Below are 16535 nucleotides of genomic sequence, written 5' to 3'. Positions count from 1 at the left end.
GGTCCGCCCGCGCGACTATCCGCGACGGCTGTCAGTGCGGCCGGCGGCGTACCGCGGACGCCACGGTGGCCGCCCGTCCGCCGACCGCGCGGACCATCTGCGACACGTCGGGCAGCCATCCGCCCCGGACCGTCTCTCCGGCCGGGCTCGGCGTGAACACGATGCCCTGGTGCGCGGCGACCGGCTGCCGGGTCAGCCCGGCCAGGCGCATCAGCGGCCCGACCAGCACGTCGTACACGCCGGGCAGGGCGGTGAAGCCGAACCGCATGATCACGTTGAGCCGTCCCACCGAGACCTCCCGGCGCGGCCGGTCGAGGCATCCGGCGATGGCCCGGGCCACCCGTTCGGGCGAGGCGATCGGGGGCGGCGGCCGGCCGATCCGGCCCAGGTAGTTGGCCGCCTGCCGGTAGACGGGCGTGTCGACGCTGCCCGGGTTGACCAGGCAGATCGCGATGCCGGGCGTCTCCCGCGCCTCCTGCTGGAGCGTGCGGGCCAGCCCTTGCAGACCCCACTTGGCCGCCACGTAGCCGCTCATGTAGGGCGCGGTGATGTGCCCGAGCACCGAGCCGGTGAGCACGAGCGTGCCGCCGCCGGAGTCCCGGAAGCGGCGCAGCGCCTCCCGGGCCACCGCGGCGGCGGCCAGCAGGTCGGTGCGGACGACCTGCTCGAACACCTCGGCCGGGGTCTCGTCGAAGCGGCCGTAGGCCATCACCGCGGCGGTGTGCACCCAGGCGTCGACGCGGCCGTACTCGGCCCGCGCCGCGTCCGCGAGCGCGGCCACCGCGCCGGGCTCGGTCACGTCCATCGGTACGGCGATCGCCCGCGCGCCCGCCGCCCGGCACTCGTCGCGTACCTCGTCGAGCGTGGCGGGGGAGCGGGCCGCGAGGACCAGCCGGTCCCCGCGGCCCGCCAGCTCCCGGGCGGTCGCCCGGCCGATCCCGCTGGTCGCGCCGGTGACGACCACCGTCCGGGTCACGGCGCGAGCACGACCTTGACGCAGCCGTCCTCCTTCTTCTGGAACATCTCGTACGCCCGCGGCGCGTCGGCCAGCGGCAGCCGGTGGGTCCGCAGGTCCTCCACGCCCAGCGGGTCGTCGTCGCGCTCCAGCAGCGGGATGATCTCGTCGACCCAGCGCCGCACGTGGCACTGGCCCATGCGCAACTGGATGCCCCGGTCGAACATCTCCATCAGCGGCATCGGGTCCTGCTCGCCGCCGTACACGCCGGAGATCGACACGGTGCCGCCGCGCCGCACGGCCTTGAGCGCGGCGTGCAGCACGACGAGCCGGTCCACGCCGGCCTTGTCGGTCATCGCCTGGGCCAGCTTGTCCGGCAGCAGCCCGGCTGCGGTCTGGGCCATCTTGCCCAGCGGCGCGCCGTGCGCCTCCATGCCGACGGCGTCGATCACCGCGTCCGGGCCGCGCCCGTCGGCCAGGTCGATGAGCGCGCCGGGCACGTCGTCGAGCTGGCTGACGTCGAGCACCTCGATGCCGTGGCGGCGGGCCATCTCCAGCCGCTCGGGGACCAGGTCGAGGCCGATCACCCGGCCGGCGCCCAGGTGGCGGCCGATCCGGGCGCTGAACTGGCCGACCGGGCCGAGCCCGAACACGGCCAGGGTGCCGCCGGGCGGGACGTCGGCGTACTTCACCGCCTGCCAGGCGGTGGGCAGGATGTCGGACAGGTAGAGCCAGCGCTCGTCCGGGCCGCTGTCCGGGATCGTGATCGGGCCGAACTGGGCCTGCGGGACGCGCAGGTACTCGGCCTGGCCGCCGGGGATCGAGCCGTACAGCGAGGTGTAGCCGAACAGCGACGCGCCCTTGCCCTGGCTGGTCACCTGGGTGGTCTCGCACTGCGCGTAGAGCTGCCGCTCGCACATCCAGCACGAGCCGCAGGAGATGTTGAACGGGACGACCACCCGGTCGCCCTTCTTGAGCCGGGTCACGCCGGGCCCGACCTCCTCGACGATGCCCATCGGCTCGTGCCCGAGGATGTCGCCGGGCTTGAGGTACGGCCCGAGCACCTCGTACAGGTGCAGGTCGGAACCGCAGATGGCGGTCGAGGTGATCCGGACGATCGCGTCGGTCGGCTCCTCGATCCGGGGGTCCGGGACGTCCTCGACGCGAACGTCCCGCTTGCCGTGCCAGGTCAGTGCCTTCATGCCTGTATGTCCCCTCTCCGGTGCCGTCCATCGGACTGCTACCCGGCAGAGGGCCGTTGAATCGGCGGCGCCGGTCACCGTGGCGTGAGGCCGACCGGCACGGCGATCGTGCTGGTGCTGGCGGCGATGCCGGCCAGTGCGCCGATGTCGAGGCGGCGGCCCGCGCGGTCGGTGACGGCGCCGGCCGCGAGCCGCAGGCAGCCCACGGGCGTGCCGAGCGTCGCCGACGCGGCCTCCAGCAGTCGCCGCCGGGCCACCGCCACGGCGACCCGGACGGGGGTACGGGCGGGGACCGCCGGATGCGGTGTGCCACGCGTCCGGCCCCCTGCCGGCCGGGCCGGTGGCACCCGCACCCGCCGACGCGGCACGGCCAGCCCGTCGGCGATCAGCTCGGCCGCCGGGACGTCGCCGCGGTAACCGGCCCGATCCGGCGGCAGCGTGAACGTCACGGTCCCGTCCGGGCCGACCTCGACGGCGACAAGTGCCGCCCCGGGCAGGGCCGCCGCCGTCATGATCTCGCCGAGGCCGAGCAGCCCGGCCATGCCCGGCGACGGCGTCCGGGCGGCGGCCGGATACCCCGTGCTGAGTTCGGCCGCTGCCACCAGCACCGGTGCGGCCAGCACGTACCCCAGGAACGGGCGGAGGGGCGCGGTCATGGTGCGCACCGCGACCCGGCGGTCAGAACTCGCGGTTGCCGAGCGGGATCTCGATGTTTATCGACTGCCCCTCGGACAGGAACAGCAGCGCGAGCTTGCGCAGGAACTCGTCGAACAGCCAGTAGCACTCCGGCGCGAGCGGGAACGGCAGCAGCGCCTCCCGGACCGCGATGAACGGGCCCCAACTCGTCCGCAGCAGCGTGTCCCAGAGCAGGTCGCGGGGGATCTCCAGCCAGTTGGCGATCTGGTTGCCGAGCAGGAACCGGGTGAACGAGCCGAGGATGGGCTTGCTGAGCAGCCCGGCGTCGATCTCCCTGCCGAGGCCGAGCAGGATGTCGGCGAGCGCGTTGCCCTCGCGGGTGGGCGCGAGGATCGGGTCGAGGACCTCGCTGGCCTGGGAGTTCGCCTCGCTCCAGGTGGCCGGGATGTACTCGTCCCGGATGCCGAGCATGTGCGCGGCCACCTGCCACAGGTGCAGGAAGGCCGCCGACTCGGCGGCCGGGATCGGCACCCGCCAGTCGGTCAGTTTCCGCATGACTGTGGTCGGCAGGCTGTGCCAGGTGACCATCATGTCCCGCTGACTGATCGGGATGTCCTCGGGCGCGACGTCGGCCCAGTCGGGTGACTGCGGCAGGAGGTGCCGTACGCCCGCGTGCGCCAGCCGGGTCTTGACCGCGGTCACGATCATCGAGCCGTCGGGCTGGTACGCGTTGGCGGTGCCGATGTCGTACCCGAGCTTGGCGGTCTTGGAGATGCGGTCCTTCATGTCCGCGCCGCCCTTGGAGTAGTAGACGGCGCGCGCCTCCTTCGGGATGACGGTGCTCATCATGCCGCTGGCCAGGCCGTAGAGCACGCCGAGGTAGAGACCGCGCTTCTCGTTGAAGCGCACCGCGGTGGCCAGCTTGCCCTGGTCCACCCAGGACGGCAGCACGCGTGCGCGTTCGATGAACGCGCGGACGTCCGCCGGGAGGCCGACCGGCAGCGGCTGGCCGTTCCTCGTCCACGTCCGCAGCAGTTGGTTGACAAGTGGCGCCTCGCCCCGGTCCAGGAGGGAGGCGACGAGCGGGTCGGCCTCCTCGTCCCACACCCAGCGCGGGTCCACGCCCGCCCCGGCGCCGGCCACTGATCCCGTCGGGGACCAGGTCCACGCCGACCGGGCCTGTGCCGGCGCGGCGACGCTCAGCGCGCCGAGCGCGCCCAGTGCCCCACCGGCCTTCAACATCTTGCGCCTGCTTACCGGTTCCACGTCCACTCCTCGGGGTCGAGGCCGCTGATACGGTGAAACAATTGTTGCGCCCGTGTATCACATGAGAGCACGTGGTAACGGTGTCCACAAGGCTCGCGACGACAACTGTCGATGGTTTGCGATGAGGGGAGTCCACTGTGGCGCTGGTCGAGGGGATGCTGTCGGGCAAGGTGGCGTGGGTGACCGGCGCCAGTCAGGGCGTCGGCGCGGCGATCGCCGAAGGGCTGGCCCGGGCCGGCGCGTCGGTGATCCTCCAGTCCCGGCGGCCGGATGCGCTGGACGAGGTGCGGGACCGGATCGCGGCCGGTGGCGGCACGGCGGAGGTGGTCGCCGGTGACGTCGCCGACGAGTCGGCCGCGAACGCCGTGGTGGCCCTGGCCCGGCGGCGCTGGGGGCGGCTCGACGTCCTGGTCAACAACGCCGGCATCAGCCCGGCGCTGCATCGCAGCGAGCGGCTCGGCCTCGGTGACTGGCAGCAGGTGATCGACACCAACCTGTCCGGGGTGTTCGTCTGCGCCCGCGCGGCCGGCGCGGTCATGGTCGGGCAGGGCGCGGGCAGCATCGTCAACATGTCCTCCGTGCACGGTCAGGTCGGCTTCCCGCGCCTGGCCGCGTACAGCGCCAGCAAGGGCGGCGTCGAGCAGCTCACCCGCACGCTGGCGCTGGAGTGGGCAGCGGCGGGCGTACGCGTCAACGCGGTGGCGCCCGGCTACCTGGAGACCCCGATGACCGAAGGGCTGCGCGGCCACGAGCAGTGGTCGAAGCGGCTGCGCGACCGCATCCCGATGGGCCGGTTCGGCCGCCCCGAGGAGGTCGTCGGCGCGGTGCTGTTCCTCGCCTCGGATGCGGCGAGCTACGTCACCGGCAGCGTGTTGCACGTGGACGGTGGCTTTACCGCGCAGTGAGCGTGGGCCGTCTGGTTAGTCCGCGTTCGGCACCGGCGTCTCGCCGCAATGCGATATCACGCCGGATCACGGCCACTCCTTCCCAGGAAGTTAACCCTCGTTTACAGTGCTGCCATCGGCTGCGGAACCCGCGCGGGCACCACGGCGAGGGGTGCGGCCAGCCCTGCCACCACCAGGCCCGGTTGCGTGTGAAGGAGTAGCCCATGGACCCCTCCGACGTCCTCGCCGAGAACTGCGCCAAGAAAGCCGCCGACCTGACCGTCCCGGCACTGCTGCACCGCAACGCCACCGAGTACGCCGACCGGCCCGCGCTCACCACGCTCGGCCGCGACGACACCCGCACCTGGGCGCAGCTGCGCGACGAGGTCGCCGAGATGTCCGCCGGCCTGGCCGAGACCGGCCTGGAGGCCGGGCGGCACATGCTGATCATGATGTCCAGCCGTACCGAGCACTGGCTGGTCGACCTCGCCGCGGTCCACGTGGGCGCGGTGCCGTCCACGATCTACCCGACGCTCAGCGCCGAGCAGATGCGCTACCTGGCCCGGCACAGCGCCGCCCAGGTGCTCGTCCTGGAGGGCCCGGCCGAGCTGGAGCGCTGGCGGCCGATCCTGCCCGACCTGCCGGACCTGCTGCGGGTGGTGCTGGTGGACGAGCCGGGCGAACCGGCCGCCGACGTGGTGCCGCTGTCGCGCGTGCGTACCCTCGGGCGGGCCGCCCGCGAGGCGGACCCGGACGCCTTCGAGCGGCGCTGGCGCACGATCCGGCCCGAGCAGCCGGTGACGCTGCTCTACACCTCCGGCACGACTGGTAACCCGAAGGGCGTCGTGCTCAGCCACCACAACGTGATCTACCAGGCGGTGGCGCTGGACGCGATGGTGTCCGTCCCCGACCACGCGCCGACGGTGGCCTACCTGCCGCTCGCGCACATCGCCGAACGGTTCCTCGGCATCTACAACGCGATCTACCGCGCCGGGCACGTCACCATCTGCCCCGACGCCACGCAACTCGTCGCGGCGCTGCGCACCGTCGGCCCCGCCTCGTTCTTCGGGGTGCCGCGGGTCTGGGAGAAGATGGCCGCCGGGGTCCAGGCGCACCTGGCCGGCGCCGAGCCCGCGGTCCGCGCCGCGGTCGCCGCCGCGAGTGCGGTGACGCTGGAGGCGTACGAACTGCGCGCGGCCGGAGAGGCGGTGCCGGACGAGCTGGCCGCCCGGGTGGCGCAGGCCCGCGACACCGTGCTGCGGCCGTTGCAGGCCACCCTCGGCCTGCACAACATGGTCTGGCCCGGCAGCGGCGCCGCCCCGATCCCGGTGGACGTGCTGCGGTTCCTCGCCGGGCTCGGCGTCGACGTGCTTGAGGTGTGGGGGCTGACCGAGACGACCGGCACCGCCACCCTCAACACCCCGGACCGCTTCCGCACCGGGAGCGTCGGCCGCCCCAACGTGGGCATGGAGGTGCGCCTCGCCGACGACGGCGAGGTCCTCGTCCGGGGTCCGCTGGTCTGCTCCGGCTACCTGCGCGAGGACGGCGGCGTCGAGCCGGTCGTGGACGCGGACGGCTGGCTGGCCACCGGCGACGTCGGGACGCTCGACGCCGACGGCTTCCTCACCATCACCGACCGCAAGAAGGAACTCATCATCACCTCCAGCGGGAAGAACATCTCGCCGGCGCAGATCGAGAACCTGCTGCGGGCGCACCCGCTCATCGGTCAGGCGGTGGCGATCGGCGACCGGCGGCCGTACGTCACGGCGCTGATCGTGCTGGACGAGGAGGTCGCGCCGCAGTGGGCGCGCGCGCACGGCATCGCCGACCCGCAGCTGCCGGCGTTGGCGTCGGACCCGGTGCTGCTGGCCGAGATCCAGGCCGCCGTGGACGCGGCGAACGCGCGGCTCGCCCGGCCCGAGCAGGTCAAGACGTTCCGGGTGCTGCCGTCGGCGTGGACGCCGGAGTCGGGCGAGCTGACCCCGACGCTGAAGCTACGGCGCCGGGTCATCGTCGACAGGTACGGCGACCGGATCGACGACCTCTACCGGCCGGGCGACGCGGCGGCCGAGCCCGTCACGCAGTAGCGCCGGGTCCATGCCGGGCGGGGGTGGCGGCGCGCCGAGGTCGGCGGGCCGGTACCCCCGCGGGTAGCCGGGATAGGTGCGGTTGCGCGGCGCGCGGGTCAGCCGGCTCACGGTCCGCGCGGGCAGCCGCCGCACCACGGCGGCCCGGGCGCGCAGCACGCCGTCGACCAGCGCGGGCAGCGGTCGCGGGGCGGCCGGGAGCCCGAAGGCGGACCGCATCTCGGCCGGCAGCAGCGCGCGCACCCCGAGCCGCGCGGCCGGGCGCAGCGGCGCCGGGTACCAGGACGCGAACAGATCCAGCGTGTACGCCGCGACCCGCTCGTTGCTCGGCGTACAGCGGAACGTCTCCCGCTCGTACGCGTCCTTGAACGCGCGGAACGCGGCGAAGTCCGCCGGGACGTCGCGGATGCCCATGCGCGTGCCGACCGCGCGGTAGTAGTGGAACGCGGCCAGCCGCTCGTGCTCGTGCAGCGGGCGCCAGCCGTAGCGGTCCAGCCAGTCGATCGGCTCGTAGACGAACGTGGACAGCACGTAGCGCATGTCGTCGTCGGAGATCGCGTACCGGCCGTGCGCCCGGTTGACCACCCGCAGCGCCTCCCGGCCGCGCGGCGAGTCGTAGCCGTGCTCCAGCAGCTCGGCCATCAGCAGCGCGGTGTCGTCGTAGCGCTGCTGCGCGCGCAGCCGGAACTCGCCTGTCGCGTCCAGCAGCGCGGAGATGCTCGGCACGCAGAACGTGCGCAGCAGCGCCAGTTCCAGCGCGCGCTGGTAGTCGAAGGGGAACTCGTACCCGGCGGAGAGCCGGTAGATCTCGTGATGGTCGCGGACCGGATCGAGCGTCTCGATCCGCCGCAACCAGCGGTACCGCCCGTCACGAGCCATCGCCACCACCCCCACCGTCCACCCTTGCCGATGCAGTCAAGCTCCTCTATGTTAATAGAAAATCACATCCCCGGATAACTCGAAACCTGCTTGTGCGCACCTCGCGGGCCGGTGTTCAGGGCGATGTCCGGTCGAAACCGGGAAGTGGTGCTAATGGAGAATCTCAGTAGACGAAGCGTCCTGACGCTCGGCGCCGCACTGGGACTGGTAGCGGTGGCGGACGCCCCGAAGGCGTGGGCGTGGTCGTCGTCCGGCTCGATCGCCGGGACCGACACGGTCACCGATCCGTGGGACGTCTGGGACGACGACACCGACCCGCTCGTCGCCTCGATGCTGGACGCCGGTCAGATCCCGGCGGTGAACACCGCGTTCGCGTCCTGGATCCGCAACGGCGACGCGCTGCCCGCCGGCCTGCCCCCGGCGCTCACCACCTACCTGCGGCGGGTCAACACGCTGCCCTCCTGGGCCGACCAGGCCAAGCTGGACCGCGCCGCCCAGTTCAACAAGCGCATGAGCATGTACCTGTTCCTGCTCTACGGCCTGGGCAGCGGGATCATGAGCACGGTGATCCCGCGCGAGGCCCGCAACGTCTACTGGTCCGAGGGCGGCGCGGACATGAAGTCGCGCGCCGCGAAGACCTTCACCTACGGCTACGACCTGAGCGCCCCCGACGCGTTCAAGGCCACCGGCAGCTTCGTGGTGACCTCGCACAAGACGCGGCTCACCCACGCGGCGGTGCGGCACCTGCTGCCGCAGTCCGCGCCGTGGCGCGGCGTCACCGACCACCCGATCCCGATCAGCAACGGCGACATCCTCATCACCTTCCACAGCCTCGGCACGTACGTGCACCGCAAGCTGCTCGACTGGCGTCGCTGGGGCCTGCGGATGTCGGCCGCGGAGGAGGAGGCCTACCTGCACATGTGGCAGGTCGCGCTGCACCTGCTCGGCGTCCGCGACGAGTTCATCCCGAACAGCTGGGCCGCCGCCGAGGAGCAGTCCCGGTACGCGCTGTCCCCGCTCCTCGCGCCGACGCCCGAGGGCATCGACCTGGCCGACATCCTGCTGAACCTGACGTCCTCGGTGGACCTCGGCGTCACCCGGGGATTCCAGCGGGAGTTCGCGCGCTACGTGCTCACCGACCGGATCGGCGACTGGTTGCGGCTGCCGCGCGACTACATCTCCCGGGGCGTGATCGAGGCCGGCTGGCCCACGTACGTGATGTTCCGCGAAGGGCTCTCGCCGCTCATGCCGGAGACGTTCGGCCTGTTCGACAGGTTCATCCGCGGGCTGGCGATGCTGTTCCTCAACAACGGCTCGTCCGCGTCGCACACCCCGATCACGATCCCGGTGATGAACCGGCCGGGCACCTGAGCGGATGCGGCCTCACAGCGTCAGGGCGCCGGTGACCAGCGCGGTGACCGCGTCCCGGTGACCGGGCGAGTCCTGCCAGCGCAGGGCCCGCCCGGCCTCCACCGCCACGCCGAACCCGGCGTGCACGAGCAGCCGGGCATGCCGCCGGTCCAGGTCCGGCCGGACCGCCCGCAACTGCTGCTCCCAGACCGCGATGTGCTCGCGCTGGGCGAGGATCAGCGGACGCCGTACGTCGGCGGGCAGGCCGGCCACCTCGGCCTCGGCCACGCTGTTGAGGGTGTTGTGCTCGAAGCAGTAGGCCACGTACGCCGCCGCCAGCGCGACCACGGCCTGCCGCGGGTCGGCCGCCCGCTGGAGACTGCGGTCGACCGCCTGGGCGAGCAGTTCCGCCGCCTGGAGGCAGGCGGCCACCAGGATGTCCACCTTGCCGGGGTAGTGGCGGTAGATCGCGGACGGGGCGAGCCCCACCGCCTGGGCGATCTGCGCGTTCGTGACGGTGGCGAAGCCGTCCCGGGCGAACAGCGGCACGGCCGCGGCCAGGATCTGCGCGCGCCGGGTGCGGGGCACCGGCTGGGCGGGCAGCTCCACCAGCCGCGCGGTCCCGGCGGCTGTCGTCGGATCGGTGGCGACCACCCGCATCGCTGACCGCAGCACCAGGTCCTCGATCCGGCGCTGGGCGATCGAGGTGTGGTGCATGGTCACCGAGCCGATCACACCGAGCGCCGCCACCGCCCGCAGGCGCTCGTCGGGCAGCGGGTACTCCCGCCGTACCGTCTCGGTCACCCGGCCCACGACGTGGCCGAACTTCGCGCGGAGCAGGTGGCGGTCCGCGCGGCCGAGGTAGCGGGCCTCCCACCGGTAGAGGCCGCCGGAGGAGCGGTGCGCGACGGTGACCCGGGTGAGGGCCAGCAGCACGTCGGCCAGCGCCGCGTCCGGCGGCCACTCGTCGACGGCCCCGACCAGGTTGTCCACCATGACGTTCGCGCACTCGGCGAACAACGCGTACTTGTTCGGGAAGTGCCGGTACAGCGCGGGCGCGCTGATCCCGACCGCCGCGGCGATCTCCTCCATGGACGCGCCGTGGTAGCCGCGCTCGCTGAACACCTGCCCGGCCGACTCCACGATGACCTGCCTGCGGTTGCGTGGCCGGGTGGCCGCGGCCGGCCCGGTGGTCACCGGACCGTCCGGGCGGACGCGGACGGGCACAGGACCATAGGTGTCAGTCAACCACAGGGCCTCACGCCGCCCGGGCGGTCGCTGGACGCCGGTCAGGCGTGCAGGACGGCGAGCGCGAGCCGGGCGGTCTGGTCGTCGTAGCCCGCCGTGCGGTCGAAGCGGCCGAGCCGCCCGACGTCGGTGACCACGTTCAGCGCGGCGTGCACGAGCACCCGGGCGTCGCCGGCCGGCAGCTCCGGTCGTACCGCCCGGACCAGGCCCACCCACTCCTCGACGTGCAGCCGCTGCGCGCCGCGCAACTGGTGACGGTCCCGCTCCGGCAGGTTGTTGTTCTCCGCCAGGTACACCGCGACCAGGTCGCTCTGGCCGAACGCGAAGTCGACGTACGCGCGCACCACCCGGTGCAGCGCGTCGGCCGGGTCGCTCGCCTCGGCGATGGCCGCCGTGGTGGCACCGGTCAGCCGGTCGGTGGCCCGGTAGTAGGCGGCCGCGAGCAGGTCGGCCTTGCCGGGGAAGTAGCGGTACACGCTGGATGCCTGCATGCCCGCGGCGCGGCCGATGTCCTCCACCGCGACGGCGTGGTAGCCGTGCCTGTGGAACAGCCGCATCGCCTCGATCAGCAGCAGCTCGCGGCGCGACGCCGGGCGGACCGGCCCGGTGGCGGGGGAGTCCTCCACCCCGGTGCGCCGCCGGGGCGGCACCGTGGGCGCGTCGGTCCGCAGCAGCGTCCGGGCGACGCGGGTGAGCAGGTGCTCGGTGTCGGCACCGGCCGTCCGGTACGTGGTCACGCTGCCGAACGCGCTCAGCGCCGCGTTCACCAGCAGATCGGCCTGCGCGGCGGTCAGCTCGGGGCGCAGCTCGCGCAACGGCGCGGCGACGCGGCCGATGAGCGTGGCCATCGACGCGGCGAACTCCTGCCGGTGCTCGGGCGTCAGGTAGCGGCCCTCCCACTGGTACAGCCCGGCCACCCGCCGCCTGCTCACCGTGACCTCGGCGAGCGCGCGCAGCAGTTCGTCGAGCAGCCCGTCCGCGTCGTTCGCCGCCGGCTCCTCGGTCGCGGCGAGCAGGGCGCCGACGACCTCCCGGGTGGCGTGCACGAGGATCGCGTACTTGTTAGGGAAGTGCCGGTAGACGGCCGGCCCGCTGATGCCGACGGCGGCGGCGATCTCGTCGACCGAGACCCCGTGGTAGCCCCGCTCGCAGAACAGCTCGGCCCCGGCGAGCGCGATGCGGGCCTTGCGGTCCTTGGGCCGCCGGACCGGTGCCGGGACGGTGTCGCCTGCTGCTCGTCGCACCGCTACAGGTTAGCGCCCCCTCGCGTCCGTCAGGTGGTGCCCCACGCGCTTCCCGTCGCGGAGGCCGGAGCCGGACAGCGCGGAACGCTTCTTGACAAGGAGCCGCAGCCTCAAGAAAAGTTAGGCGAAATTCGCATGCGGGTGAGCGATGAGGAGCTTGGCATGACGACCGATGCGTTCATCTACGACGCGTTGCGCACGCCGCGCGGGCGGGGCAAGCCGACCGGATCGCTGCACGGGGTGAAGCCGGTTTCGCTCGTCACCGGCCTGATCGGGGAGATCCTGCGGCGGATGCCCGGCCTCGATCCGGCGCTGATCGACGACCTCGTGCTCGGGGTGGTGTCGCCGCTCGGCGACCAGGGCGCCGACATCGCCCGGACCGCCGCCGTCGCCGCCGGCCTGCCCGACACGGTGGCCGGCGTGCAGCTCAACCGCTTCTGCGCCTCCGGCCTGGAGGCGGTGAACATCGCCGCGCAGAAGGTGCGCTCCGGCTGGGAGGATCTCGTCCTCGCCGGTGGTGTCGAGTCGATGTCCCGGGTGCCGATGGGCTCCGACGGCGGGGCGTGGGCGCTCGACCCGGAGGTCAACTTCACCACCGGTTTCGTGCCGCAGGGCATCAGCGCCGACCTCATCGCCACCATCGCCGGCTTCGACCGGGAGACGGTGGACGCGTACGCGCTCCAGTCGCAGGCGCGGGCCGCCAAGGCGTGGGCCAACGGCTACTTCGCCCGGTCCGTGGTGCCGGTCCGCGACCGCAACGGGCTGACCGTGCTGGACCGGGACGAGCACATCCGGGCCGACTCGACGGCGGAGAGCCTCGGCGCGCTGCGCCCCTCGTTCGCCGAGATCGGCGAGAAGGCCGGCTTCGACGCTGTCGCGTTGCAGAAGTACCACTGGGTCGAGCGCATCGAGCACGTCCACACGGCGGGCAACTCCTCCGGCATCGTGGACGGCGCGGCGCTCGTCGCGATCGGCAGCGAGGCGGCCGGTGCCGCCGCCGGTCTCACCCCGCGCGCCCGCGTGGTGGCCACCGCGCTCAGCGGCGCCGACCCCACCATCATGCTCACCGGCCCGGCCCCGGCCGCCCGCAAGGCGCTGGCGAAGGCCGGTCTCGGCGTGGACGACCTGGACCTGGTCGAGATCAACGAGGCGTTCGCCGCCGTGGTCCTGCGGTTCGTCGCCGACCTGGGCCTGAACCCGGACATCGTCAACGCCAACGGCGGGGCGATCGCGATGGGCCACCCGCTGGGCGCGACCGGCGCCATGATCCTCGGCACGCTCGTCGACGAACTGGAGCGACGCGGCGGCCGCTACGGGCTGGCCACGCTCTGCGCGGGCGGCGGCATGGGCATCGCGACCGTGATCGAACGAATCTGAGGAGCACGAATGGCAAACACCATCCGGTGGGAGCACGGCGACGACGGCATCGTGCTGCTCACCCTCGACCATCCCGGCCGCTCGGCGAACGTGATGAACGCGGAGTTCGGCGCGAGCCTCACCGCCACTGTGGACCGGCTCGAAGCCGAGCGCGACCGGATCACCGGCGTGATCCTCACCTCGGCCAAGAAGACCTTCTTCGCCGGTGGCGACCTGGAGACCCTGGTGCGGCTGACCCCGGCCGACGCCGAGGCGTCAGCCGCCGACGCGGCCGCGCTCAAGCACGCCGTACGCCGGCTGGAGACACTCGGCCGGCCGGTCGTCGCCGCGATCAACGGCTCGGCCCTCGGCGGCGGACTGGAACTGGCGCTGGGCTGCCACCACCGCATCGTGCTCGACGACCCGGCCGTCGAGATCGGCTTCCCGGAGGTCACGCTCGGCCTGCTGCCCGGCTGCGGCGGCGTGGTGCGCACCGTCCGGCTGCTCGGCGTCACCGCCGCGCTTACCGACTGGCTGCTGCGCGGCCAGCGCCGCCGCCCGCAGGACGCGCTCGCGCACGGGCTGGTCGACGAACTCGCCGCCGACCGGGACGCCCTGATGGCCGCCGCCCGCGAGTGGATCGCCGCGAACCCGGACGCGACCCAGCCGTACGACCGCAAGGGCTACCGGATGCCCGGCGGCACCCCGTCCAGCCCGGGACTCGCGATGCAGTTGCCGGCCATGCCCGCGCTGCTGCGCAAGCAGCTCAAGGGCGCGCCCTACCCGGCGCCCCGCAACATCCTCGCCGCCGCCGTCGAGGGCGCCCAGGTCGACCTGGACACCGCGTTCACGATCGAGGGGCGGTACTTCACCGAGCTGGCCACCGGCCAGATCGCCAAGAACATGATCAAGGCGCTCTTCTTCGACCTCCAGACCGCCCGGTCCCGCACCGCCGGAGGCGACCACCAGCCGGTACGCAGCGTCGCCGTCGTCGGCGCGGGCATGATGGGCGCCGCCATCGCGTACGTCTGCGCCCGCGCCGGGATGCGGGTGGTGCTCAAGGACGTCACCGCCGAGGGGGCAGCGCGGGGCAAGGCGTACTCGGCGAGCCTGCTCGACAAGGCGGTCGCCGGGGGCCGCTCCACGCCGGAGAAGCGGGACGAGATCCTGGGCCGCATCCACGCCACCGCCGACCTCGCCGACCTGGCGGGTGTCGACCTCGCCATCGAGGCGGTCTTCGAGGACCCGGCGCTCAAGCACAAGGTGTACGCCGAGATCGAACAGGTCGCGCCGGACGCGCTCATCGCCTCCAACACCTCCACGCTGCCCATCACGCTGCTCGCCGAGGGCGTCAGCCGGCCGGAGGAGTTCGTCGGGCTGCACTTCTTCTCCCCGGTGGACAAGATGCCGCTGGTCGAGGTGATCCGCGGGGAGCGGACGAGCGAGGCCACGCTGGGCCGCGCGCTGGGTGTCGTCCGCCAGTTGCGCAAGACGCCGATCGTGGTCAACGACAGCCGGGGCTTCTTCACCAGCCGGGTCATCGGGACGTTCACCAACGAGGGCGTGGCGATGCTCGCCGAGGGCATCCCGGCGGCGACCATCGAGCAGGCAAGCAGCCAGGCCGGCTATCCCGCGCCGGTGCTCGCGCTGATGGACGAGTTGACCCTCACCCTGCCCCGGAAGATCCGCCTGGAGACGGCCGCCGCGACAGTGGCGGCCGGGGGCACGTGGCAGCCGCACGCCGCCGACGCGGTGATCGACGCGATGATCGACGGGTGCGGCCGGACCGGACGCTCCGGCGGCGCCGGCTTCTACGACTACCGCGACGGCAGGCGGGCCGGGCTCTGGCCGGGGCTGCGGGAACTGTTCGGCGGCACGAACCTGGACACGCCGTTCGAGGACCTCAAGGAGCGAATGCTCTTCATCGAGGCGATCGAGTCGGTGCGGTGCCTGGACTCCGGCGTGCTGACCTCGGTGGCCGACGCCAACGTCGGCTCGATCCTGGGCATCGGCTATCCGAGCTGGACCGGCGGCGTCCTGCAGTACGTCAACCAGTACGACGGCGGGCTGCCGGGCTTCGTGGCCCGCGCCCGGGTGCTCGCCGAGCGTTACGGCGAGCGGTTCGACCCGCCGCCACTGCTGGTCGCCATGGCCGAGCGGGGCGAGCGGTTCGAGTAGACGACGACGCGGCCCGGCCGGTGTGGGGCGAACCCACCGGCCGGGCCGGGTCGCGTCAGAGCATCCGGTCGGACAGTCCGTACGTCTTGGCGATGATCTCGCGCTGGATCTCGCTCGCGCCGCCGTAGACTGTGGACACGATCGCCGAGCGGACCAGGCGCTCCATGTCGAACTCGGTGGTGTAGCCGTAGCCGCCCATCATCTGCATCGCGTCCAGCGCGACGCGCCGGGCCGTCTCGGTGGCCTTGAGCTTCGCCATCGAGGTCTCCCGGGGCAGCACCGTGTCCGGCGCCTTGTCGACCTTGGCGGCGGTGTCGTAGACCAGCAGCCGGGCGCACTCGATCTCGGTGGCCAGGTCGGCCAGGCGGTGCCGGATCACCTGGAACGATCCGATCGGCCGGCGGAACTGGCGGCGGTCCTTCACGTACGCCACCACGTCGTCGAACGCCCGCCGGGCGATGCCGAGCACCACGCTGGCGAGGATCAGCCGTTCCATGTTGAGCCCGGCCATCAGCTGCCGCCAGCCGTGGTCGACCCGGCCGACCACCGCGTCGGCGGGCAGCACGCAGTCGGTGAAGTAGAGGTCGTTCACCTCCCGGCCGCCCATGGTGTCGATGCCGGAGACGGTCAGGCCGGGCGCGCGGGCCGGGACCAGGAACATGGTCAGGCCGTGGTGGTCGCCGGCCCGGCCCGAGGTGCGCGCGACGAGCAGGATGTGCTCGGCCAGGTGGGCGTTGGAGCACCACGTCTTCTGACCGTTCACCACCCACCCGTCCCCGCGCCGTTCGGCACGGCAGCTCAGGTTCGCAACGTCCGAGCCGGCCTCGGGCTCGGACATCGCCACCGCCTCGACCACGCCGCGCGCCACCCCGCTGAGGATCAGCTTCTTCTGCTCCGGTGTGCCGAACCGCTGGTAGGTGGCGGCGACGATGATCGAGGTGGTGAAGCCGCCGATCGGCGCCATCGCCCGGCTGGTCTCCTCCAGGAACAGGCACAGCTCGGTCGTGCCGGCGCCGCCGCCGTCGAACTCCTCCGGCAGCGACAGGCCCAGCCAGCCGAGGTCGGCCATCTTCCGGTACAGCTCCGGGCTGTGCGGTTCCCGCCCGCCGTTCGTGAGGTTCTGCCGCTGCTCGCGGGTGCCCACCTCGCGGCGGCAGAAGTCGCGCACCGCCTCGACAAGTGACAGTTGCTCGTCGGTCCACTCCACAGCGGTACCTCCAGCGCATCGTGAGGGATTGACAGCAAGGCTA

General features: G+C 72.9%; 13 protein-coding genes. 5 read left to right on the top strand and 8 right to left on the bottom strand.

Annotated elements, in window-relative coordinates; translation table 11 throughout:
* Positions 1-31: 31 nt before the first annotated feature.
* The 4 genes from ACGFIA_RS18935 to ACGFIA_RS18920 form a co-directional block, all read right to left on the bottom strand.
* Positions 32-976: an SDR family NAD(P)-dependent oxidoreductase gene (locus tag ACGFIA_RS18935; RefSeq protein WP_393261121.1), complete on the bottom strand. Its 945-nt coding sequence runs from the start codon at positions 974-976 to the stop codon at positions 32-34.
* Positions 973-2157, bottom strand: a complete 1185-nt coding sequence (locus ACGFIA_RS18930; protein WP_393261119.1) for a zinc-dependent alcohol dehydrogenase — start codon at positions 2155-2157, stop codon at positions 973-975. Before ACGFIA_RS18930 ends, ACGFIA_RS18935 begins: the two co-directional genes overlap by 4 nt.
* Before the next feature lie 74 nt (positions 2158-2231).
* Positions 2232-2813: an isoquinoline 1-oxidoreductase gene (locus tag ACGFIA_RS18925; protein WP_393261116.1), complete on the bottom strand. Its 582-nt coding sequence runs from the start codon at positions 2811-2813 to the stop codon at positions 2232-2234.
* 22 nt (positions 2814-2835) lie between these two features.
* On the bottom strand, positions 2836-4059 hold the full coding sequence (locus ACGFIA_RS18920) for an oxygenase MpaB family protein (RefSeq protein ID WP_393261113.1): 1224 nt from the start codon (positions 4057-4059) through the stop codon (positions 2836-2838).
* Positions 4060-4196: 137 nt separating this feature from the next.
* Between ACGFIA_RS18920 and ACGFIA_RS18915 the strand changes: the two genes are divergently transcribed.
* Together ACGFIA_RS18915 and ACGFIA_RS18910 are read left to right on the top strand one after the other, a co-directional pair.
* Positions 4197-4964: a 3-oxoacyl-ACP reductase family protein gene (locus tag ACGFIA_RS18915; RefSeq protein WP_357390190.1), complete on the top strand. Its 768-nt coding sequence runs from the start codon at positions 4197-4199 to the stop codon at positions 4962-4964.
* Between the two features lie 203 nt (positions 4965-5167).
* A complete protein-coding gene (locus tag ACGFIA_RS18910) occupies positions 5168-7030 on the top strand; it encodes an AMP-dependent synthetase/ligase (RefSeq protein ID WP_393261110.1) in 1863 nt (620 codons plus the stop codon).
* On the opposite strand, the gene ACGFIA_RS18905 is transcribed toward ACGFIA_RS18910, so the two are convergent.
* Positions 6938-7909: an oxygenase MpaB family protein gene (locus ACGFIA_RS18905; protein ID WP_393261108.1), complete on the bottom strand. Its 972-nt coding sequence runs from the start codon at positions 7907-7909 to the stop codon at positions 6938-6940. The two genes, ACGFIA_RS18910 and ACGFIA_RS18905, sit on opposite strands and share 93 nt — an antisense overlap.
* A gap of 153 nt (positions 7910-8062) precedes the next feature.
* On the opposite strand from ACGFIA_RS18905, the gene ACGFIA_RS18900 reads away from it, so the two are divergent.
* On the top strand, positions 8063-9280 hold the full coding sequence (locus ACGFIA_RS18900; protein WP_013285315.1) for an oxygenase MpaB family protein: 1218 nt from the start codon (positions 8063-8065) through the stop codon (positions 9278-9280).
* 12 nt (positions 9281-9292) lie between these two features.
* Here ACGFIA_RS18900 and ACGFIA_RS18895 read toward each other — a convergent pair whose 3' ends face one another.
* Both ACGFIA_RS18895 and ACGFIA_RS18890 read right to left on the bottom strand, forming a co-directional pair.
* Entirely contained in the window at positions 9293-10456 is a 1164-nt protein-coding gene (locus ACGFIA_RS18895; RefSeq protein WP_357469380.1) for a TetR/AcrR family transcriptional regulator, read from the bottom strand.
* Between the two features lie 92 nt (positions 10457-10548).
* Positions 10549-11751: a TetR family transcriptional regulator gene (locus tag ACGFIA_RS18890; RefSeq protein ID WP_357469377.1), complete on the bottom strand. Its 1203-nt coding sequence runs from the start codon at positions 11749-11751 to the stop codon at positions 10549-10551.
* 162 nt (positions 11752-11913) lie between these two features.
* Here ACGFIA_RS18890 and ACGFIA_RS18885 point away from each other — a divergent pair, with 162 nt between their 5' ends.
* Together ACGFIA_RS18885 and ACGFIA_RS18880 are read left to right on the top strand one after the other, a co-directional pair.
* On the top strand, positions 11914-13128 hold the full coding sequence (locus ACGFIA_RS18885) for an acetyl-CoA C-acetyltransferase (RefSeq protein WP_357390202.1): 1215 nt from the start codon (positions 11914-11916) through the stop codon (positions 13126-13128).
* A 9-nt stretch (positions 13129-13137) separates the two neighbouring features.
* Positions 13138-15285 (top strand): 3-hydroxyacyl-CoA dehydrogenase NAD-binding domain-containing protein, encoded by a 2148-nt coding sequence (locus ACGFIA_RS18880; RefSeq protein WP_393261103.1) that lies wholly within the window; start codon positions 13138-13140, stop codon positions 15283-15285.
* A gap of 55 nt (positions 15286-15340) precedes the next feature.
* Here ACGFIA_RS18880 and ACGFIA_RS18875 read toward each other — a convergent pair whose 3' ends face one another.
* Positions 15341-16492, bottom strand: a complete 1152-nt coding sequence (locus ACGFIA_RS18875; protein ID WP_357469372.1) for an acyl-CoA dehydrogenase family protein — start codon at positions 16490-16492, stop codon at positions 15341-15343.
* Positions 16493-16535: the final 43 nt, after the last annotated feature.

The organism is Micromonospora sp. NPDC049203, from assembly GCF_043197215.1.
Classification (GTDB): Bacteria; Actinomycetota; Actinomycetes; order Mycobacteriales; family Micromonosporaceae; genus Micromonospora.
Note: the sequence above shows the minus strand (reverse complement) of the source record. Positions and strands in the feature narration are given on the sequence as shown.

What these genes read in the sequence shown, in the direction of transcription:
- ACGFIA_RS18930 (WP_393261119.1), bottom strand. Translation starts at nt 2,157, where the DNA reads ATGAAGGCACTGACCTGGCACGGCAAGCGGGACGTTCGCGTCGAGGAC.
- ACGFIA_RS18925 (WP_393261116.1), bottom strand. Translation starts at nt 2,813, where the DNA reads ATGACCGCGCCCCTCCGCCCGTTCCTGGGGTACGTGCTGGCCGCACCG.
- ACGFIA_RS18910 (WP_393261110.1), top strand. Translation starts at nt 5,168, where the DNA reads ATGGACCCCTCCGACGTCCTCGCCGAGAACTGCGCCAAGAAAGCCGCC.
- ACGFIA_RS18905 (WP_393261108.1), bottom strand. Translation starts at nt 7,909, where the DNA reads ATGGCTCGTGACGGGCGGTACCGCTGGTTGCGGCGGATCGAGACGCTC.
- ACGFIA_RS18900 (WP_013285315.1), top strand. Translation starts at nt 8,063, where the DNA reads ATGGAGAATCTCAGTAGACGAAGCGTCCTGACGCTCGGCGCCGCACTG.
- ACGFIA_RS18885 (WP_357390202.1), top strand. Translation starts at nt 11,914, where the DNA reads ATGACGACCGATGCGTTCATCTACGACGCGTTGCGCACGCCGCGCGGG.
- ACGFIA_RS18880 (WP_393261103.1), top strand. Translation starts at nt 13,138, where the DNA reads ATGGCAAACACCATCCGGTGGGAGCACGGCGACGACGGCATCGTGCTG.